Genomic DNA, 19,434 nt, shown 5'->3' with positions numbered 1-19,434 from the left:
CTGACAATATAGAAATAGAGTTTTTCTCAGATGCCAGGATACTTGCTGAACAGAATGCAATGAAATTTAGTCTAAGCAGTTTTTTGCAAATCCTGGCGGAAGCAACGGAAGAACTGAAAATATCTTAATCAGATAAAATCCCGGCCACCGAGCCGGGATTTTTACATTATTAGTCAACCGCCGGGCGGATGATCATCTGTTCCGGCGTGGTTATCACCTCGACCTTCTGCCCGATATCAAATCCCAGCTCGGCCATCCAGTGGCCGCGCAGGGTGATCGATGGTGAAGGCCAGTGCTTCAGGTGATCGCGGATAAATCCTACGGTATAACGTCTTGATTTAGTTGTGGGCGTGTCGGCCTCTGGCTAGTGATGCGTGCCAGCCATAATCAACTCCTCGTTAATTGCTTGCGGTCAGCGGGCTGGGGTATTAGAGCACCTCAGTTCCGCGCCTGTTAGCTGCTCCGTTTACCCATCACGTTATCCAGCATCTCGGAAATAAACTTCTGCTTCGTCATTGGCATCTGTCGGATCTCATCGATCTGCCTTTCCAGCCGAGGCACCCGTTCAGTGGTTCGTGTGATAAGATCGCGGGCAGCAGGAAACAGCGCGGCAGCAGGCGCGACCGATGCGGTCAGCGGAGAGCTGATGGGTCAGTTGATCATGCATTCGATATATCCGGGTAAACAGGTCAGTGACCTGCAGGAGTCGGATAAGCAGATCATCAGTGCACTGAGTACCCTGGCTGCAGGTCTGGCAGGCGGCGTGACCGGCGGCAGTAGCGCCAGTGCGCTGGCCGGCGCTCAGGCAGGGAAGAATGCGGTTGAGAATAATTTCCTCGGTTCAACATCTTCAGACAAACTCAACAAAGCCATTGAGAAAATTAATAACGGCGATAAAACATTAGCTACTGCTAATGAGCTTATTAAGCTGGAAAATGCTGACAAACGCAGTGATGCGCTGGTTTCTAAATTTACCAAAGACCCTTCTCAGATGAGTGGTACTGAACGTGCTGAACTGGCTGGTTATCTGCGGGTTTATGCATCTGAGATGGAGAAGGAATACGGCCCCGCTGTCTCACAGGAACTGGTTAAAGGTCTGCTGTCCGGGCAGGATTACGTTAAACGTACACCTGATTCTGAAGCCATGTCTAAAGCTCAGAGTATTATGAATACCTGGGGCTATCACAAGTCGAATGCCAGCATAGGCGATGCGCCGTTTATGTTTGGAAGCAGTGTGCTGGGGCTTACGGTGAAAGGTATGGCTGCTAATACAGCAATCGGTGTGGGAGTTAATGCTGGCGTTCAGCTTGCCGGAAAAGATCCGTTCAGTTATGTGGATGTGATTATGGCAGGGGTAACAGCGGCAGCAACGACGGGTAAAGGTATTATAGCTTCAACACCTATCAATATGGGCGGCACAGCAATTGGCAGTAGCATTAAGGGGGAAGAACCAACAAACGCTGTTGCAGGTGCTGGAGCGGGTACTGTTATTGGTGGTCTCGGAGGTGAAGTAATAAAAGGAGCCGCCTCAAAACTAGGAAAAGATGCTATATCTGATTTAACAGGTACAGTTATCGGGGGTTACATCAGTGAGAAAACAGGAAATGCTGTAAAAGATCTTCTCGATAAAAAGGATGATGCGAATGCTAAAAAATAACCTTATTACATTATCTAAGTTGATATTATGCTGCTTGGCTTTGTTTTTAGTTGCTGATACGGCAGTAGTACTTCTTGCATCATTAATTGTATATTTCAAAAAAGATTTTTTTTCATTCAGTTGGCAGGACGTTTTTTCATCCTTTTGTGAATCAGGATATGTTGGAGGCCTTATTTTAGGTGTTGGAATATGGATAAAGGTCACGCTAGAAGAACGTAAGGACCGAAAAAAGCCAGCCAAATAATTCTATAACAAAAATCCTGGCCCTAAAAAAGGCCGGGATTTTTTGCCTGCCAGTCCGAACCGCAGTAAAATCTCAATCACCAGCCGCTCGCGCTCGACGGTGACGAGAACGGACTGTTCGGTGTTAAAGGCCAGATCTTCGACCCAGCAGCCCTTCAGCATGAGTTGCGACAGCGGGTTGCCCTTCATGCCATTGGGGGCGTCGCAGACGGTGTAATGCCGTTGGGGTTCGTTTACTTCAGTTGCGCGGGGTTCTGCTTTAGAATTGCATCCAGCCTGCCGTAACGCATTTGGAAATGCTCACTTCTGAATTAGTATCGTGCTCTGCCATGATTAACCACCTCGTATAGTTGGTTGTGGTTAGCGGGTTGGGGTGTTGGCGCACCACAGCTCAGCTCCTGATATCTACTCTGTTTAACCAATCACATCGTCCAGAATCTCAGTCACAAACTACTGCTTCGCCATTGGCAGTTGCCGGATCGCATTGATCTGCCTTTCCAGCCGTGGCACCGTGCAGTGGTTAGTATGATAAGACCGCGGGCGGCAGGAAACAGCGCGGTAACAGGCGCGACGGGTGTGGTCAGCGGAGAGCTGATGGGTAAATTGATCATGCATTCGATGTATCCGGGTAAAGAGGTCAGCGACCTGCAGGAGTCGGATAAGCAGATCATCAGTGCACTGATTACCCTGGCTGCAAGTCTGGCAGGCGGCGTGACCGGCGGCAGTAGCGCCAGTGCGCTGGCCGGCGCTCAGGCCGGGAAGAATGCGGTGGAGAATAATGCGCTGAGTGATATTGCTGAAAACAAAGCCTCAGGAATATCGCAGCAGGAGAAATATCAGAAAGCGCAGGATTCGTTGGTGAAGGTTACTGAGGAATTCAAGGCTCAAAACTGTGCCGGAATGAGTGCCGAAGCCTGCGGTGCTAAAATGGATGCGCATCGTGATGAATTGCTGAGAGGTGCGGGTCTGGCCGGACTGGATTTTGTGCCGGTTGTCGGTGACATTAAGAGTTTTGCGGAAGCGCAGACGGCGCTGGATTATCTGGCAGCAGTTATCGGGATAATACCGGGTGCAGGGGATGTGGCAGGTAAGGCGATTAAGGCTGCGGAAACGGCGCTGAAGAAAGGGGATGTGGTTGAAGCTTCACGGCTGATTAATAAGGCCAGTGATGAGGTCTCTGCTTATAACGCAGCAGCCTATCCGAAGCTGAAAGACGATCTGATGCAGCAGAACCTGAACAATATCGCTAAGCAGGATCCGAGGTTGGACGCCGTTGTCAGGGGGTGATAATGGAAAACTGAATTATGGTGTTGGTTCTGGAAGCAGAGACGAAGCAGATCGATTAGGTAAAATCTGGGTAGGAGATGGGGCTATACCAACAACGGACGGAAAAGGTCTGGTTAGTGCTGATGGTTTAAGGATATACCGTTATCCTGATTCGAAGCCAAATGCTCCAGAGCATTTGAATCCAACAGGAGTGCAAGCCAACTTCGAAACCTACCAAATAAACCTATCAACTGGTGAAAGGATACGTATTGGTAATGGGCATATGAGTATTAAAAAATGAAAGCTGAATTGAAAACGCTAGGAAATGATTTATTTGATCTGAAACTTTATCTTCCAGAAGAAGCAGATAATTTCATTATGTCATTAACGTTAACAATTGGACCTATCGATGAAACTGGTAGCAATTATTTTTATGTAAAAGTCTGCACCCCCGAATGGCTCTGCAAACATCATTGGCTGCCGGAGTTAATGCGCCACACGCTTCTGGTGCGTAAATACGATCTGGATGAAATCAAAAAGACGATCACAGACTACATCGATCAGTGTGAAGGTGAAGACTGGATGGATATAGCGCAAAAGCTCTCCCGCGTCTTTTCCTGGGAATATGAAGATTACCAGCCCTTGAATGATTAACCAAAATATCCCGGCCACCGAGCCGGGATATTTTTACCTGCCGCTTACTCCACCGCCAGCCGGATGATCAACTATGCGGTGAATGCCAGTCAGGCGCTCAGCTTTGATAAAGAGTCTGTCAGACTGCCGGAAATCCGGCAGCGACTGCCAGCCAGTGATCGATAAATGGAAGCAGGTCAGCGATAAGCAAAGCGCAGACACCGATCAGAAACTGAAAGATAATCCGCTGGAAGCTGTCGTTGTTGATAAAGAACTGGCGCAGGGCGGCGTTGATATGGCGGCGCGTCCTGGCTGGGTAGGAAAGCTTCATGGTGTTGAGGTAATGACAAGCGATGAAGTCAAAGCCTATGTTTAGCAATGGAATGGACAGGATCTAAGAAATATAGATGTAAACAGTCCTGGCTGGACGAGTTTTGCGGCGTTTATATCCGATCCTGAAAATCAGGCTGCTGTAACTTCTTTGGGAATGTTGGGTAAAGACCTCGTCATAATTGCGAAGAATAGTTTGACAACTAAATCTTTGTTTAATGAGATGACCACACAAGGAATTAAATTTACACCTGGAAATGTTGTTAGTGCGGGAAAGGACAATGGCGGGAAAATTAATTTTCTTGAAAAGGAAATTCAAAAAAAGGATTACAACATATTGTGGAACAGAATTGGAGCCAATTTGCTCAAATAGGTGTATCATAAGCATGTATTCCTGATGTAATAATGAAAGCTGTCACTGATGGTAAAGTTGTTGGTTATCAAGGTCCTGGGATTGGCAGGCCCATCTTTGAAACCATGATAAATGGTAAGAAGTACAATATTGCTATCACTGAGGGAACAACCCCTACGTCGTAGGAGCTAACTTGCGAGGCTCGGTAAAATGAAAGAGATAAAATTAATGGCTGACTATCATTGTCATCCATTATGGGGAGGTGGTTCGGGCGATTTTAGTGATATATCACCCGAGGAATTACCAATATCACTGGAGCTGAAAAATAGCCTGAATGAATGGGCTAAACGATATGATGATATTCTCAATGTAGATGATCCTGCATCATCCAGTTTTAAAAGTGAAAAAGAAGAAAAGTTATTTATTGATGATGGGTGTATATTAGCCGAGCATCTTAAAAGAGAATTAGGAAACACATACAAAGTCACATATCACTCTGACTACTAATTAATACAATCCCGGCCAGCGAGCCGGGATTTTTACATTATCAGTCCGCCGCCAGCCGGATAATCATCTGCCCCGGCGTGGTGATCACCTCGACCTTCTGCCCGGTCGCAAAATCCCAGCTCGGCCATCCAGTGGCCGTGCAGGGTGATCGACGGTGAAGGCCGGGGCTTCAGGTGATAGTGGATATATCCCACGGTATAACGTCTTGATTTAGTTGAGGGCGTGTCGGTTTCTGACTTATGATGGGTACCAGCCATAAGCAGCTCCTCGTTAATTGCTTGCGGTCAGCGGGCTGGGATATTCGAGCACCTCAGTTCCGCGCCTGTTAGCTAATCCGTTTACCCATCACGTTATCCAGCATCTCAGAAATAAACTTCTGCTTCGTCATTGGTATCTGTCGGATTGCATCGATCTGCCTTTCCAGCCGAGGCACCAGTGCAATGGTTTGTATGATAAGATCGCGGGCGGCAGAAACAGCGCGGCAGCAGGCGCGACCGGTGCGGTCAGCGGAGAGCTGATGGGTCAGTTGATCATTCATTCGATGTATCCGGGTAAACAGGTCAGCGACCTGCAGGAGTCGGATAAGCAGATCATCAGTGCACTGAGTACCCTGGCTGCAGGTCTGGCAGGCGGCGTGACCGGCGCGGCAGCGCCAGTGGGCTGGCCGGCGCTCAGGCAGGGAAGAATGCGGTTGAGAATAACTCGCTGAGCGGCTGGGAAAATCTGCCGAAAGGCATGATGGATTATGGCCAGGCGATGGCGTCCTGGAATCAGTATGCGGTGGACAATAATCTGACGCCGGAGCAAAACCAGGCGGGGCTGGAGAAGATGGCGAAGGGGGATTTACCGGAAGGTGCCAATATTACTAAAGCTATTGTTGAAGGTTACCAGGATGGTGTGCTGGTAGCGGGCGCGTGGTATCTGGGACCTGCGGCATCAGTCGGTAAAGTTATTGGTGGTGGGGTGTTAGCGTGGAGTGCGAACGGCGGCTATCAAAACAACGATTTGAATAAGCCCGGTAATGAGAATAAATCATGGGATTATTTAGGAAGTGCTACATCATTTACGACAGGAATGTTAGCTCCGGGACGTGGTATATGAGCTAATACCGAAATAGCTATAGGAGGTGCTGTATTTACCGATGGACCTGATGTAGCCGCTCTTACAGGTGCAGGTGCGGGAGCATTATTTGGTGGTACATTTGGGAAATATGGTCCGTTCTCTGGTGAAATCAATGATATTTTTGGCTCTGTCGGTGGTGAGTTTATTAGCAATGAAGTGAAAGATGTCGGGAAGAAAAAATGATAGTAAATAAAATGCGGAAGCCGTCTTTAAAGATGTTTTTAATAAGTGTTATTTATTATTTTATTGCGTTTTTTATCTTTATGTTCACTGCTAAATGTTTGATAAAGATAGGGTATGAAGGGAAAATTGTCTTTATTAAAAAAGACGTCACTGACTTACTGGTAATTAGTGGAATTGTTGGTCTTGCTGCTGGTTCCAGGACGTGGCTCTTTGCTAAACTGGACGACCGTAAAGCCCGTAAATCCCCGCCATCAGATCCCAAAACCTGAATTTAGATCCCGCTCTTGCGCCGGGATCTATTTATCAGCCGTCAGACTTACCCGCAATGCCGTCCCCGCGCTTGATTACCGGCAGATCGCCGGTGTCGTTCAGCGCCCCCGGAAACCCTTCCAGCCACTGGAGCATCTTTGGCCTGTTGACATACGTCACGCTCAGCCTCTTGGCGCAGCCCCACAGCTCGCGACTGTTCTGGGTGGTGATGACTGCAGTCGGGCATCACCCGGATTTTAACCGGCATCCCGTCGGTAAATCCCGCCAGCGGTATCCACTCGCCGCGTAAAAATATTGCGTTATGCACGGTCCGGCTGTAATACCCGCAGCGGGTGGTCGGTTGCGGCGCTTCAGTTGCGCGGGGTTCTGACTTACAATCGCGTTTAGCTATAATAACTACTCCTAACTAGTTGTTGTGGTGAGCAGAGTTATTGGGTGCCAGCCCGACAGCCCTGCGCTGATAAAAATCGTCTATTCTGTAGTAAATCCCTTCTACGACGTCAGTAACTGCGTCATCTTCAAATGCTTAAGCAGGCTGTCCATCAGAACGATCAGCGCCTGCTGATCTTCATCCGATAACGAATCCATCTGCGTCACCAGCGCCTGTAAACGCGGGTTATGTATCTGCGGCGGCGTTATGGGTTCCAGTCCAACCAGCGAATCAAAGCTGGTCTGTAATACCTGCGCAATCCTGACCACGGCGTCAAGCTGGGGAACCGATGCCCCCCGTTCCCAGCGGTTGTAAACCCGGCGGTCAACCTCCAGTAACTCGGCCAGCCGGGCCTGAGTCATTCGCCATCTCCGCCCCGTGCTGCCCCCGCCGGGGGCCTCCCTGCTTAACCCTCTGGATGCGACCCCTGCCGGTTCGCGCTCCGTCCAACCCGCGCCCGCCGCACAAGCAAGTTGTGCAGCGTTCACGGGTTATTGGTAAACCCCGGTTGGGCAATGAAAGGTGGTTAATAAAAACGGTAATGGCAGGGTTGCAGGTACAAACAATCCCTAATAGCATCGATAAGTCAGGCGGCCATGACTTGAAGGTGAAATGATGAAACTTATTGATTATAAAAACAAATCAATCAAGAGGGGAACGGTCTTTAGGCTGCCTGCTGTTTGGCCATATGAAGAATGGGTTGATTTTATGGTCATAGATTTATTTGAAACTCACGGCTTAGTTGTATCTTCTGGTCACAAAGCTGGATTGATTTTAATATCTTTACCAATAGAAAGCGCATCAATCGAAGGTAGAGCATTAAGTACAGAATGGGTTATTACCAATTGGACTAAATGGATATATCCAGAATGTAATATTGAAGATGTTTATATCCTTGGTGAATATGTAGCAACTCCAATTAAATAAACAAAAATCCCGCCTTAACAGGCGGGATTTTTGGGCCTGTCACTCAGCCAGCGCCCGTATTATCAGCTGCCCGTGCTCCACGGCGACCGTCACCGGCTCACCGGTCATAAACCCCACCTCTTCGAGCCAGTCAAGCTTCAGGTTAAGGCTGGGGCAGCGGCTGTAACGGATGGTTCTGCCGGTACGGCGGCACTCATGGCGGATACTGGTATATCCGACCTTAAGCTGCCGTAACGCTTTGGAAATGCTAACTTCTGGCTTAGTCTCGTGCTCTGCCATGATTAACTACCTCATATAGTTGGTAGTGGTTAGCGGGCTGGGGTGTTGGCGCACCTAAGCTCCGCTCCGCGCCGGATATCTACTCTGTTTAACCAATCACATCGTCCAGCACTCAGCCACAAATTACTGCTTCGTCATTGGCAGTTGCCGGATCGCATCGATCTGCCTTTCCAGCCGTGGCACCAGTGCAATGGTTCGTGTGATAAGATCGCGAGCAGCAGGAAACAGCGCAGTAGCAGGCGCGACGGGTGCGGTCAGCGGAGAGCTGATGGGTCAGTTGATCATGCATTCGTTGTATCCGGGTAAACAGGTCAGTGACCTGCAGGAGTCGGATAAGCAGATCATCAGTGCACTGAGTACCCTGGCTGCAGGTCTGGCAGGCGGCGTGACCGGCGGCGGCAGCGCCAGTGCGCTGGCCGGCGCTCAGGCAGGGAAGAATGCGGTTGAGAATAATGCGCTGCACGCTGAGGACGATAAAAAACGGCAGGAGGCGAAATGGTCACTGCCGTATCTGACCGGTGAAAAGAAACAGCAGACAGAGAAACTCATCAGTGACCTGAACGCGAAGAGTGAAGCGTTTGATGCGAATCTGGACGCGGCCTGTAAGAATCTCTCATCGGCTCAGTGTCAGGGGATGCGTCAGGAGCTGGCGGCGATGGGCCGCAGCTATGATGAAAAGCTCGACGGCCAGTACGTCGGCACGATGGGCAGCGTTTATAAGGAAGGTAAAGGCCAGGTTGACGCCCTGCTGTGGCAGTACGCTACCGCTGATGTCAAAGCCGAACGTGATGCTAACGTTAACCGTATCGCTGAAAACTGGAGTGTGAGTAAGGAAACTGCTGCTAATCTGTATGACGGCATGGCGGTGGTGCATACGACGGCGGCGATTGGTGGGGCGGTGTATGGGATGAAAGGCATTAAAGAGCCGGCGGCGATTAAACCGGCAGGGAACGCTTCCTCATTTGATGCTAACGAAATCTGTTTTTCTCAAAATACCGTTTCTAATAATAAAACAGATCGAGGTACAGGTGTGAAATACACTTATGAGGATCTTGTTTCAGGCATGAAATAAGATGGCTGGAAAGGTGAGCCAGTAGATGTTATTAAAATGCCTGATGGAAAATGACCAGTATGGATAATACAAGAATCAGTGCTGCCAGAGAAGCAGGTATAAAGGTTGAAGCGAATGTTAGAAGTTATGATGAAAAATTAACGCCTTCCGAAATCGAGCGCTTTTCAGACAGGAAACGTGGTTTTGTGCCTCAGACTTGGGGAGAGGCGATAACAGGAAGAATAAATAAACAATCCGGCGGATTTAGTAATAGTAATCCTTATGGTTCAAATGAGCCTCCCAGAATTACAGGACGAGGAAAATAACAGATGGGTGTTTATTTATATACACAGAGTGAGCTTTCGGAAGGTTTTAAGTATCCTATTGCTTACACTGAAATAATGAATATGGATGTCATTCCTGATCTAGAACCCTGGTCATTTATTTGCGAATTTCAGGAGTCATCTTCCTTTTGGATGCGAGAAATAAAGGAAAAATATCCTGATAGGAAACTGGTGCCGTTTGCTAAAGTAAATTATTCCGACGATATAGCGTGTTTTGATGGCGGGGACGTATCTGGAAATCCGAAGGTATACTATGTTCATGCCTTTGCTTCCGCAGGCTGGGAGGGCAGAGGATACACAGATGATTTTGATGAATGGCTAAAAATGACACGTCTTGAGTCTGCCCGTTATAAAGCTGAGCGGGCAGAAGACGAAGAATAGCAGGCTATTCCTGGATAAACTGATAAGGAACAGAACTGGTTAACCAAACACCATTCTCAGCCTGAAAAAATTTAAAGCCCTGCTCATACATAGTCAGGGCTTTTATTTTTAGCACTAGCGGTTTTCCATGACGTTGCCCTACTTGTATTGCCGTAACTTCATCGGTGGAAAGGTGTACATACTGACGTGACATAGGTAGCAGACCTTGCTCCCGAATTTCAGATATAAACCGGGTGGCTGTTCCATGATATAAAATATCAGGGGGTGTCTTCTCTTGATAGGCTATATCGACTTGTTGCGTTGAATGCCCTTGGGCCGCCCGAATATGTAATCCATCGTCTGAAAGAATAAATCGTTTTTTATCACTACTGGTAATGACCGCCTGAATAATATCAGGATCAAGTATATAACCTTCCTGTTTTGCACACAGGATCAAATCAGTTATAACTGCCCATCCATCTTTATCCAGGGACAGGCCAACTGCCTCTGGCTGGTGACGCAATATATAGCTTAAAAATTTACTTATATCAGTGTATTTTTTACTCATATTAACAATCTCAAAGAAGTCCCAGCCCTTTCGGCTGGGATTTTACTTATTTGCCAGTCAGTAACCGCCCTGTCTTTGCGGCTTACTGATGACCTCAATCAAATCCGTGACCTGGCACTGCTTACGGGCGGAGAGCTTACAGACCTTCTTCAGGGCCTGCATCAGTGCCGGCTCTGGCTCCTGGGTGGTGAGTACCAGACAGCCGGGCATCACCCGCACCTTCAGCGCCGCCCCGGTCTCAAATCCCGCATCGTTCAGCCAGCCGCCCTTCAGGGTGATAGCCGTTGCCTTGTTACGGGTCTTCCAGTCGCGGATATACCCCACGGTATAGCGACGGTTTTTTAGCTTCGTCGCTTCAGTTGTAACAACTTCTGGCTTAGTATCATGTTCAGCCATAATTAACTCCCAATCAGTTAGTTGTGGTCAGCGGTGCCGGGGTGCTGTAACACTTCGGTGCCGCGCTACTCATCAGCGGTTAGCTGATAATCTGTTTTAATCTGTCCTGCTTAATCGCCATATCCATAACGCGGCAGATAACTTCCTGGTCGTTCGGCTTCAGTGAATCAGCCTGTTTACAAAGCTCTTTTAACCGCTTGTTTTTAATGTCAAAAGCAGGCTGTTTCTGTCCCTGTTCACCAAATACAAGGCGGTCTATAGAGACCTCAAGAACCTGAGCCAGTTTAATCACGTAGTCAAACTGTGGTTTGACCTTCCCCTGTTCCCAGCGGCCAACCATGCGGGGCTGAACTTCCAGCAGGCTGCCAAGTTCAAGCTGTGTAAGCTGGCGTTGCTTACGAATGTTGGAGAGATTTTTACCAAAGTCAGTCATGGATAAACGAAGCCAGTTAAGTTGTTTATGCCACATACTAATCCCTTCCTGAAAAAATCATCTTGAATGCATCATAATGTCCTGTATGGAATAGGTTAATAAAGACCTTGACGTGTTTTTGACAGGAGTTGTGACATGCCCCGCCTCCCGCAGAGAGAACTGGACGAGTTAAAGCGCAACGTGTCGTTAGCGACGCTGGCTGGATCACAGGGGCATAGGCTGCGTAAGCAGGGGCGTGACCTGCGCGGTGATGCTCACCGGGGCGGTAGCGTGTTCAGGCGAAAAAAGTGCGTCGGGGCAAAAAGTTGCTGCCCCGAAAGTGCAGCAGGAAAAACAGCTGTAACCGACTGTCTGCACAGGAAAAAAGGTTGTTCGCCGTCAGGCTTCGCGTCGGATAACGTTGTTGTGGAAAATAATGCGCTGAGTGATGGATTCCAGTTACCGAAGGGATCACAGACTACGGGATGGCGGTGAGATCATGGGGGCAGTACGTACAGGATAATAATATCTCTCAGGAACAGAATCAGGCTGGGCTGGATAAACTGGCAAAAGGTGATTTACCGGAAGGTGCCAATATCCCGAAAGTAATCGTTGAAGCTTATAAAGATGGCGTCCTGGCTGCCGGGGCGGCTTATCTCGGATCTGCTGCAACTTTAGGTAAGGTGGCAGTGAGCGCTGTTATTGCCGGTATCGCGAATGGTAGTTATCAGTTGCTTTATATGAGCAGTCCAGGCAATGAAGGTAAGACTTATGATTACTGGAGTACTGCGACAGCCGCTGCTACTGGTGCTATGGCTCCGGGACGGGGAATTTGGGCGAATACGGGAATTGCGGCCGGTAGTGCTGTGTTTACGGACGGGCCAGATGCTGGGGCTGTTGGTGGAGCCGTTGCAGGTGCGGTGGCCGGAGGATACTTTGGTGAATATGCGCCCAGTTTACTTAAACCTGCTTTAGGGACTTCGTCTGGTTTTTGAGCGGAAGTAGGTGGTGCTAATACATCAGAAATTTTGGGGAACGCAACTAAAGATGCAATTATTAGGGTGGGGGAATAATAAATGAATAAAAAAGCTACATTTTATCTTCTTATTTTAAGCATGTTATATGGGGTTGTCTGTTTTTTCTGCTTAGGAATTGTTTTACGGCTAATCGTTAATTATTTATATATAGGTAATTTTAAAATTGGTTTAGATGCAATATATAAAACTATAGTCATCAGTGGAATAGCTGGAGTAGCCGCTGGTTTTGGCTCATGGATCTTTGCCAGGATAGATGAACATAAAACCCGAAAATCACCGCCTTCCGACCCCAGACCCTGAATAAGAATCACGGCCACCGAGCCGGGATTTTTCAGTTTGATGAATTAGGTTTAAAAAACATAGAGGTGAAAATTACCCATGAATAGCTATGCTCGACTGGTAAAGATAATAGCTGACATGGCTATTTTTCTGGAGTTCTCTGATGAAGAGTCTTTGGATCCTGATATTGCCGTGGGAATGATGGAAAGTATTGCGGCTGAACTACAACTTATAAGCCTTGATGATAAAAAGAAAGTAGCAAATACTTTTTATCTGGTATCAAAAGTATATCAAGGAGATCGTGCAGTCTATATTAAACAACTTCCTGAATCACTTGGCTTGATATAATTGTATGGTAATCATTCCCGCCCATAGTTGGCGGGATTTTTTTTGCCTTGAATCCCTCCAACAGCAGGCAAGATGTGTTTTTAGAGCACCGCCATAATCGGCACGCCAAAAGCGATCCTGTCAGGGCGCAGCCCCGACACCCGAAAAAATGCCATACAAATACGCGGGCAACACTGTTTGTGAGCGTCAAAAATATCACCGCAAATCATCCGCCCTGGCGTAGTCATCACCTCGATCTTCTGTCCGGTCGAAATCTCAATCCGATCAACTAGTGGCCTTATAGAGTAATGATGGATGAAGGTTTGTGCTCCAGGCGATCGCGGATATTTACAGATGCGTGCTCAGCTAAGATGTATAAACAGCTTACTCAGGAGCTACACCAATCCAGTTGTTCGGGATAAATTCTGTTCCTGGTTCGGGTGCTATTGAAACCTTTCCAGCAGCCCTGTCGGCACTGGATTACCAGGCTGCAGCAATCGAAATTATTTCGGCTTCAGTTAACGCCGCCGCTTCGTCACTCAAAGCACCGTTCCTCACGCTGCGGTTACCAGCCCGAAATCCCTGACGTGCCGATCCACCCCGCAAATTTCTGCTCTCTGCCTGGTAAAGGCGCGCCTGCCTGACTACACCTTAAGCATCCTTGTTATCACTGTCCTTTCCGCTGTTTAAGCGGTTTTCAGCCTGCGCGACGGCATCCTGCGGCGCCGGCACCTTTAGCGGTCAGACATGACCTCTGGCCTGATTCGGAGTGAATGATGAAGAGTCGCAACCTGGCGCGATCGGCGGTCGCGTTTGCCACAGTGAGTTGCCTGTGTGTGCCGTTTAACGCTCTGGCGTGGGATAACCTGACGGTTTTCGGCGATAGCCTGAGCGACGGCGGTAATGTCGGGCGTTTTACTTATGATGGCGCGCAACATCCACTGTATGACGAGATCCTTGCTGCACAGTTCGGGCAAACGCTGCAGCCGTCGTCGCGCGGTGGCAGCAACTATGCACAGGGCGGCGGCGTTACCGTGCCGGCGCTGGATGCCAGCCTCAATACGCAAGACCAGCTGGCTACTTATCTGCAATCCACCGGCGGCCGCGCGGATAGCAACGGACTGTACATTCACTGGGTGGGCGCTAACGATATCGCGGCGGCGGTGACCAATTCGCTCACCGCGCGCGAGACTATCAGCAACAGCGCCAGCGCGGCGGTGTCGCAAATCAAAACGCTGTTGGATGCCGGCGCGGGGGCGGTAATCGTGCCAAACGTGCCGCAGCTTGGCTCCACGCCTTTCATGATGCAGGCGGTGCTGAGTGTGCTGGGCCCGGCGGCGCAGTCGGCGATGGTCGCGGCGTTTGCCTCGCTGGACAGCCATGCCACGCCCGACGTGGCTGCGCGCCAGCAGGCGGTGCGCGACGCATTCGATCAGGCCGCCGCACAGGTATCGACCATCCCGGCGCTGCGTGCCGCGCTGGCGCAGCAGCTGTTTTCGGCCTGGCAGTTGCTCAGCGAGCAGGCGACGGCCCTCTCCGATGGCTATAACCAGCAGGAAGAGGCCGGGCTGGTGGCGCTGAATGGCAACATTGTGCGTGCCGACATCGCCGGCCTGTTCAACGAGGTAATTGCCGATCCGCAACGCTATGGCCTGAGCAATACGCTGGGGATGACCTGTCCGGTCGGCACCTCCGCCGCCGAATGCACCTCGTCAACGCCCGGTTTCAGCAACGCGCAGGCCTATCTGTTTGCCGACCGGCTGCATCCCAGCCCGGCGGTACATGCCATGATCGCCGACTATATTCAATCGATCCTTGACGCACCCGCGCAGGTGGCGGCACTGGCACTGGCACCGCTAATGCTGTCGCGGGATATGCAGAACACCCTCGACGGCCATTTACAGCAGCAGCGTCAGCAACCGGCCAGCGCCGGTCAGGTCAGCGTGTTCGGCGGCTATGCCGGTCAGCATATTGATTATCGCGGCGACAGCTTGCTTAACGGCGACGCTGATACCGGCAGCCTGACGCTGGGATTGGGCTATCAGTTCACGGATAACTGGCAGGCAGGTCTGCTGTTGTCGAGCACCGCGCAGCACCAGCATCCTTCGGCGCACTATGATTACAAGCTGCGCGGCAATTTGCTGGCGCTGTATAGCCAGCTGACGCTGCTGGAGCAGGGCTGGATCAATGCGGATGTGCACTATGCCGATCTCGATTTTGACAGCATCGAACGTCGCATCAATATCGGCCCGGCAACGCGCACCGAACAGGGCAGTAGCAGCGGAAAAATGCTCGGGCTACGGGTGCAAACCGGCTGGGATCTGCCGATAGGCGAACACCTTTCCACCGGCCCGGTCGCCAGCTACGCACTGGATTATGTGCGGGCAGGGGGCTACAGCGAAAACGGCGACAGCAGCACCGCCATGCGCTTTTCCGATCAAACCCTGCATTCGCAAATCGGCGCGCTTGGCTGGCGTATCGACAGCAAACTGTGGCCGGTGAATCCGTGGGCGCAGCTCAGTTATAACCACCAGTTTGGCGATACGCAGAACGCGGTGCGCGCCGGGCTGAAGTCAACGCAGACCGGGTTTGTACGCAGCGTCAGCGCCGGTGATAAAAACTGGCTGGATATGTCGCTGGGGGCCAGCGTGCCGCTGGGTGAAACGGTCAACGCCTTTGCCGGGGTTTCAGCGATCGGCGGCAACAGCGCCTATCACCAGCTGAGCTGGAATATTGGCCTGAACGCGACATTTTGACGGCAACGCGCCAGTCGAAAATTTTCATCGGCGCGTTATCTCGCGTAAAAAATTAAACTGATGATCGCGGGAAATATTTTGATAATTCAAGCCATTCTTCTTCGTAAGTCAAATTAATCAGAACGTTCGTACCGGCGATTACCACAATTATTCTGCGATAAATCTGTAAAACGTATTTTTGTCGCTTCGCTTTCCTTCCGGAATCATATCGTTATTCTCTCTCGCCACATCACGCCGCTGAAAAGCTCCCGTATAAACTGGCACAGGTCAATATATTAATTTTCAATCACTTATACTGCTGGTGCTCTGTCGTATTACGTTAATAATTTATGGGGAACACCATGGCGAATACATCTGGCACCACCAGCACTACCACACCTTCCGCTACCGGGACGGTGATTCAATTACATACCATTGACGATTTACGTAAACAGGAACCTGTTTCGATTGGCGAAATTGCGTCGGTGCTGGAATACAGCCGTGGCAGTCGAATGGGCGGCGGCGTGTTTGTCTACGATGCCACCGACAACAGCACGCCCGATGACGGCGGGCTGAATTTCGTGACGTCCGGTAAAAAGCGCTGGAAAAGAGTGGTCCTCGATTACAGCGCGGTCACGGTGGTGGATTTTGGCGCGATAGCTGATGGCACCACCGATTGTATTGATGCGGTGATCCGCATGTTTAAATGGTCGCAGCGTGTATTACCCTCCGCGGGCATTCGCTTTACTGCCGGTGAGTTCAGCCTGTCCGGCTTTGATTTAGCGGAAGTGCTGGGCAGCGACAGAGAGATTAACCGCTTTAAAATTTCCGGCGCGCCGGTCAACTTCGGTTATTTCCCCACCACCACACTGAAATTTAACTGGGGACCGAAACCGCGCAAAACTCATTTCTTCAGCGTGCGCGCACGCTATGTGGAAATTTCCGGTTTTGTGGTGAAAGGCATGAGTTCTGACAGCGGCGAAGACGGCGGCACGGCGTTTAATAATGTCGGCTTCTTTACCAACAGTATTATCGGTGGCCAGTTTCTGCGCGTCAGCAGTATGGAGTTTCGCTACCTCGGCGGGCGGGCGCTGGAACTGATTGATACGCTGGACTGTAAAATCGACCAGTTTTATTCACGTGGCTGTCAGGGCAGTATTGTCTATGCGCGCTGGTCCGATCGGGAAAAAGGCGCCTGGGATCATTCGACCGCGATTGAACTCTCCAACTTTAATTTGCAGCGCAGCACCAGACAGCCGGTATTCGATCTGCCGCGCTGTACGCAATCGTTTATTCGTAATGGCTGGATCGAGCACTCCGAATTCGCCGGCGATCTCACCAATGGTCAGTGGACCATTGAAGGGCTGGTGATTGAATCGACGCAAAATCCCATGAAAATGGGCTATTGCCGCGCGATGATTATCCAGAAAAGCGTGCACCGCGACAGCGCGGGCTTTGATTTCAGCAAAGAGGGTATTGAGCCATGGACGCTGCTGGCGGAGGGCGATCGTGGCGTGATGGAGATTTCCGATCTCGGCGCGATCATTCAGGGATCGCTGAGTTATGACTTCACCACCTCGCAGCATCACATGGATAACCGTGGCAAAGACGCGAAATGGTTTTACGTCGGTGAATTTAATTTTTCCGACGCCACCTCACAAATTCACGTGCGCATTGTCGGCAGCGCGCAGTATGTTTCCCAGTCGGAAACGCAAACCGATTACAGCTACCGGACACCGGAAGGCGTGGCGCATATTTATCTGCAGGCGCGCAACGACGATAACACCATAGGCAGCTGGTACAGCGAAGGCTCCTCACCCGTAATTAAGGTGCATATTGAGGGCAAAGGCGCGCACACCAAACTGTACGTTAAAATTGCGGCCTATACCGGCTTCTCGATTGCGCTGGTGGAAACCAACGGGCGCGATCGCTATCAGTCCGGTCAGTGTTTTATTTTCCGCAAAAGTTTCACCGCCTGCAGTGCGGAAGAAGCCACGGTGCTGGACAACCAGCCGGTCGTCGCCTTTGAACAGCACTGGGTGGGCAATAAAGATGCCGGCTTTGGCTACAACAATAATAAAGAACTGCTGCTGCGTGGGCCGTTTTTTGAACGGCAGGAGCAGGATGCCGCGGGGAAGTGGATCACCCGCCGTTTTCTGAAAGTCCGCGTGAACGGCGTGCCGCGCAGTATTGAATTACTCGATCCGGATAATCCGCGCTAACGCTTCAGACCAGCAGTATTCCTCTGCTGGCCTGAATAATTCATTTTCCCCAGCGCTGACGTAAATAATCGACTGCCTGCTGCGTCTGCGGCTGATTAAGATAATCTTCGCGAAACAGAATGGTGCCGTCGATGTGCGGCAGCGATTCATTCAGATCGAGCTGTTTTTTCAGCTCGGGAACGCCGCCCTGAACCGTCCAGTCCGGCTCACTTTTTGAAGCTTCACCCACCTTATACAGCGCCACGCCAATGTACAGCCGGGTGTGCGTTGGCTGTACTACATTGGCCCACCAGCGCGCCAGGACGTCATAGCGCGCAGCCTGGCGGGCAAACGGCCAGTACAACTGCGGCGCGATGTAATCCAGTAGGCCAAGCTGCACCCAGCGGCGCGTGTCTGCATAAGCTTCATCATAAGCCGCCGCACCGCGCGTATCGGAGCCGGCTGCATCGTGCGACAGATTACGCCATACGCCCGCCGGGCTGACGCCGAACTCAACGCCCGGCTTGAGCTGCTTAATCGTGTGGGAAACCTGTTCGATCAGCAGCTGGGTATTGTGCCGCCGCCAGTCGGCTTTGCTGGCAAAGCCCGCGCCGTACTGGCGGAAGGTGGCGCTGTCATTGAGCGGCGATGCCGCGGTTTCGGTGTAGAAATAGTCATCGAACTGAACGCCATCAATGGCGTAGTTTGACACCACTTCCGCCACGATGCTGGTGATCCAGTCGCGCGCCGCCGGAATGCCCGGATCGAGCACGAAGCGGTCGCTGGCGGTGCGGATCCAGTCGCGATGCAGCACAAACACGCTGGCCGGCTGCAGCTGGAGCGTGTTGTTTAACGCCGTCACGGTGGCAGGTTTGGTATTGGTCGACACGCGATAAGGATTAAACCACGCATGCACCTTCATACCGCGTTTGTGCGCCTCGTCGAGGATAAATTGCAGCGGATCGTAACCCGGATCCTGCCCGATGTTGCCGGTCAGGGTATCGGACCATGGCAGGATGCGCGAACGCCACAGCGCGGTGCCATCGGGCTTCACCTGGAAAAATACCGTGTTAATCCCCAGGCTATGCAGCTTATCCAGTTTGGCCGTCAGTGCCTGCTGCTGCTGGCGGATACGCAGTGCCGGGCTGGCTGTGACGGAGGATATCGGCGGCCAGTCGAGGCGCGACACCGTGGTGAGCCAGACGCCGCGCACTGGTTCAGTCTGCGCTGCGGGTTTGGCCGGAACAGAAGGTTTGGTCGGCGACGGAAACGGGGTGACCAGCGATTTTGGCGGCTCCGAGGCACAGCTGGCCAGCAACAGCACGGCAGACAGCAGACGGGCGACGCGTTTAATGTGGGTAACAGAGAGGTAACGCGCTGAACAGGCTATGATAAACTCCGTTTCTTGTAGTCCGTTATTCGCAGGCGTTCATTCTCTGATCCTCAGACATAATGTCAAGACATTGGCTAAGATGAATGCCGCCGCGGCGCTGTCGCGCGTCCCGCATCTTACAGGAGTTCTCAC

At 50.9% G+C, this 19,434-nt stretch carries 24 protein-coding genes and 5 pseudogenes; 19 read left to right on the top strand and 10 right to left on the bottom strand.

All coding sequences use genetic code 11. The features are described 5' to 3' along the window. Positions 1 to 169: 169 nt before the first annotated feature. Positions 170 to 322: pseudogene (locus H7K56_RS07360) on the bottom strand (SymE family type I addiction module toxin); the annotation flags it as partial. Between the two features lie 264 nt (positions 323 to 586). Here H7K56_RS07360 and H7K56_RS07355 point away from each other — a divergent pair. Continuing rightward, positions 587 to 1,657, top strand: a pseudogene (locus H7K56_RS07355) (VENN motif pre-toxin domain-containing protein); the annotation flags it as partial. Then, entirely contained in the window at positions 1,644 to 1,901 is a 258-nt protein-coding gene (locus tag H7K56_RS07350; protein WP_072208602.1) for a hypothetical protein, read from the top strand. The pseudogene H7K56_RS07355 and the gene H7K56_RS07350, both read left to right, overlap by 14 nt. Positions 1,902 to 1,903: 2 nt before the next feature. Here H7K56_RS07350 and H7K56_RS07345 read toward each other — a convergent pair. Next, positions 1,904 to 2,113: pseudogene (locus H7K56_RS07345) on the bottom strand (SymE family type I addiction module toxin); the annotation flags it as partial. Between the two features lie 381 nt (positions 2,114 to 2,494). Here H7K56_RS07345 and H7K56_RS07340 point away from each other — a divergent pair. The 5 genes and pseudogenes from H7K56_RS07340 to H7K56_RS07320 all read left to right on the top strand — a co-directional run bounded on the left by H7K56_RS07340 (position 2,495) and on the right by H7K56_RS07320 (position 4,988). Next, a complete protein-coding gene (locus H7K56_RS07340; RefSeq protein WP_241493002.1) occupies positions 2,495 to 3,187 on the top strand; it encodes a VENN motif pre-toxin domain-containing protein in 693 nt (230 codons plus the stop codon). Further along, the gene (locus tag H7K56_RS07335; RefSeq protein ID WP_150360299.1) at positions 3,174 to 3,467 is read left to right on the top strand and encodes a filamentous hemagglutinin; all 294 of its coding nucleotides are present in this window, start codon (positions 3,174 to 3,176) and stop codon (positions 3,465 to 3,467) included. The genes H7K56_RS07340 and H7K56_RS07335 overlap by 14 nt, the downstream gene beginning before the upstream one ends. Next, positions 3,464 to 3,820, top strand: coding sequence for an immunity 8 family protein (locus H7K56_RS07330; RefSeq protein ID WP_104093311.1), 357 nt, complete (start codon positions 3,464 to 3,466; stop codon positions 3,818 to 3,820). Before H7K56_RS07335 ends, H7K56_RS07330 begins: the two co-directional genes overlap by 4 nt. Positions 3,821 to 3,904: 84 nt before the next feature. Further along, positions 3,905 to 4,695 (top strand): annotated as a pseudogene (locus H7K56_RS23315) (VENN motif pre-toxin domain-containing protein); the annotation flags it as partial. Next, positions 4,692 to 4,988 (top strand): immunity protein CdiI family protein, encoded by a 297-nt coding sequence (locus H7K56_RS07320; RefSeq protein ID WP_150360298.1) that lies wholly within the window; start codon positions 4,692 to 4,694, stop codon positions 4,986 to 4,988. The pseudogene H7K56_RS23315 and the gene H7K56_RS07320, both read left to right, overlap by 4 nt. Positions 4,989 to 5,020: 32 nt before the next feature. Here the strand turns inward: H7K56_RS07320 and H7K56_RS07315 are convergent, their stop codons facing one another. Next, the gene (locus H7K56_RS07315) at positions 5,021 to 5,245 is read right to left on the bottom strand and encodes a SymE family type I addiction module toxin (protein ID WP_310736059.1); all 225 of its coding nucleotides are present in this window, start codon (positions 5,243 to 5,245) and stop codon (positions 5,021 to 5,023) included. Positions 5,246 to 5,262: 17 nt separating this feature from the next. Between H7K56_RS07315 and H7K56_RS23310 the strand changes: the two genes are divergently transcribed. The 3 genes from H7K56_RS23310 (at position 5,263) to H7K56_RS07300 (ending at position 6,562) form a co-directional block, all read left to right on the top strand. After that, positions 5,263 to 5,697, top strand: coding sequence for a VENN motif pre-toxin domain-containing protein (locus H7K56_RS23310; RefSeq protein WP_249042697.1), 435 nt, complete (start codon positions 5,263 to 5,265; stop codon positions 5,695 to 5,697). Then, positions 5,649 to 6,089 (top strand): VENN motif pre-toxin domain-containing protein, encoded by a 441-nt coding sequence (locus H7K56_RS07305; RefSeq protein ID WP_255418422.1) that lies wholly within the window; start codon positions 5,649 to 5,651, stop codon positions 6,087 to 6,089. Before H7K56_RS23310 ends, H7K56_RS07305 begins: the two co-directional genes overlap by 49 nt. 200 nt (positions 6,090 to 6,289) lie before the next feature. Then, positions 6,290 to 6,562, top strand: coding sequence for a hypothetical protein (locus H7K56_RS07300; protein ID WP_058776379.1), 273 nt, complete (start codon positions 6,290 to 6,292; stop codon positions 6,560 to 6,562). A 257-nt stretch (positions 6,563 to 6,819) separates the two neighbouring features. Here the strand turns inward: H7K56_RS07300 and H7K56_RS23485 are convergent. After that, positions 6,820 to 6,870 (bottom strand): annotated as a pseudogene (locus H7K56_RS23485) (hypothetical protein); the annotation flags it as partial. 185 nt (positions 6,871 to 7,055) lie between these two features. Then, positions 7,056 to 7,355, bottom strand: a complete 300-nt coding sequence (locus tag H7K56_RS07290) for a helix-turn-helix transcriptional regulator (protein WP_058776378.1) — start codon at positions 7,353 to 7,355, stop codon at positions 7,056 to 7,058. 253 nt (positions 7,356 to 7,608) lie between these two features. Between H7K56_RS07290 and imm45 the strand changes: the two genes are divergently transcribed. Continuing rightward, complete coding sequence (gene imm45 / locus H7K56_RS07285; RefSeq protein WP_072208605.1) at positions 7,609 to 7,920, top strand: Imm45 family immunity protein; 312 nt, start codon at positions 7,609 to 7,611, stop codon at positions 7,918 to 7,920. Between the two features lie 39 nt (positions 7,921 to 7,959). Here imm45 and H7K56_RS07280 read toward each other — a convergent pair whose 3' ends face one another. Continuing rightward, a complete protein-coding gene (locus H7K56_RS07280; protein ID WP_058776377.1) occupies positions 7,960 to 8,199 on the bottom strand; it encodes a SymE family type I addiction module toxin in 240 nt (79 codons plus the stop codon). 190 nt (positions 8,200 to 8,389) lie between these two features. Here H7K56_RS07280 and H7K56_RS07275 point away from each other — a divergent pair, with 190 nt between their 5' ends. The 3 genes from H7K56_RS07275 to H7K56_RS07265 are packed head-to-tail and all read left to right on the top strand — an operon-like array spanning position 8,390 to position 9,975. Continuing rightward, a complete protein-coding gene (locus H7K56_RS07275) occupies positions 8,390 to 9,271 on the top strand; it encodes a VENN motif pre-toxin domain-containing protein (RefSeq protein ID WP_104093310.1) in 882 nt (293 codons plus the stop codon). Positions 9,272 to 9,330: 59 nt separating this feature from the next. Further along, positions 9,331 to 9,576 (top strand): hypothetical protein, encoded by a 246-nt coding sequence (locus H7K56_RS07270; protein ID WP_146068793.1) that lies wholly within the window; start codon positions 9,331 to 9,333, stop codon positions 9,574 to 9,576. 3 nt (positions 9,577 to 9,579) lie between these two features. Further along, positions 9,580 to 9,975 (top strand): hypothetical protein, encoded by a 396-nt coding sequence (locus tag H7K56_RS07265; RefSeq protein WP_104093309.1) that lies wholly within the window; start codon positions 9,580 to 9,582, stop codon positions 9,973 to 9,975. Between the two features lie 4 nt (positions 9,976 to 9,979). On the opposite strand, the gene H7K56_RS07260 is transcribed toward H7K56_RS07265, so the two are convergent. From H7K56_RS07260 to H7K56_RS07250, 3 genes are all read right to left on the bottom strand, one after another. After that, a complete protein-coding gene (locus tag H7K56_RS07260; protein ID WP_104093308.1) occupies positions 9,980 to 10,522 on the bottom strand; it encodes an RNA 2'-phosphotransferase in 543 nt (180 codons plus the stop codon). Between the two features lie 57 nt (positions 10,523 to 10,579). Further along, positions 10,580 to 10,918 (bottom strand): SymE family type I addiction module toxin, encoded by a 339-nt coding sequence (locus tag H7K56_RS07255; protein WP_058776373.1) that lies wholly within the window; start codon positions 10,916 to 10,918, stop codon positions 10,580 to 10,582. A 79-nt stretch (positions 10,919 to 10,997) separates the two neighbouring features. After that, entirely contained in the window at positions 10,998 to 11,387 is a 390-nt protein-coding gene (locus H7K56_RS07250) for a helix-turn-helix domain-containing protein (protein WP_104093307.1), read from the bottom strand. Positions 11,388 to 11,815: 428 nt separating this feature from the next. On the opposite strand from H7K56_RS07250, the gene H7K56_RS23160 reads away from it, so the two are divergent. The 5 genes from H7K56_RS23160 to H7K56_RS07225 all read left to right on the top strand — a co-directional run bounded on the left by H7K56_RS23160 (position 11,816) and on the right by H7K56_RS07225 (position 17,930). Further along, positions 11,816 to 12,325 (top strand): adhesin, encoded by a 510-nt coding sequence (locus tag H7K56_RS23160; protein ID WP_233210698.1) that lies wholly within the window; start codon positions 11,816 to 11,818, stop codon positions 12,323 to 12,325. Between the two features lie 81 nt (positions 12,326 to 12,406). Further along, entirely contained in the window at positions 12,407 to 12,667 is a 261-nt protein-coding gene (locus tag H7K56_RS07240) for a hypothetical protein (RefSeq protein WP_150360297.1), read from the top strand. 78 nt (positions 12,668 to 12,745) lie between these two features. Next, positions 12,746 to 12,994: a hypothetical protein gene (locus tag H7K56_RS07235; protein WP_104093306.1), complete on the top strand. Its 249-nt coding sequence runs from the start codon at positions 12,746 to 12,748 to the stop codon at positions 12,992 to 12,994. 752 nt (positions 12,995 to 13,746) lie between these two features. Further along, entirely contained in the window at positions 13,747 to 15,729 is a 1,983-nt protein-coding gene (locus H7K56_RS07230) for an autotransporter outer membrane beta-barrel domain-containing protein (protein WP_375140410.1), read from the top strand. Between the two features lie 341 nt (positions 15,730 to 16,070). After that, positions 16,071 to 17,930, top strand: a complete 1,860-nt coding sequence (locus H7K56_RS07225; protein ID WP_150360296.1) for a putative phage tail protein — start codon at positions 16,071 to 16,073, stop codon at positions 17,928 to 17,930. Between the two features lie 40 nt (positions 17,931 to 17,970). Here H7K56_RS07225 and H7K56_RS07220 read toward each other — a convergent pair whose 3' ends face one another. After that, positions 17,971 to 19,263, bottom strand: a complete 1,293-nt coding sequence (locus H7K56_RS07220) for a glycoside hydrolase family 10-like protein (RefSeq protein WP_150360295.1) — start codon at positions 19,261 to 19,263, stop codon at positions 17,971 to 17,973. Between the last annotated feature and the right edge of the window lie 171 nt (positions 19,264 to 19,434).

It is taken from the genome of Pantoea dispersa (assembly GCF_014155765.1).
GTDB classification, from domain to species: domain Bacteria; phylum Pseudomonadota; class Gammaproteobacteria; order Enterobacterales; family Enterobacteriaceae; genus Pantoea; species Pantoea dispersa.
This window is presented reverse-complemented; position numbering and strand designations above follow the sequence as displayed.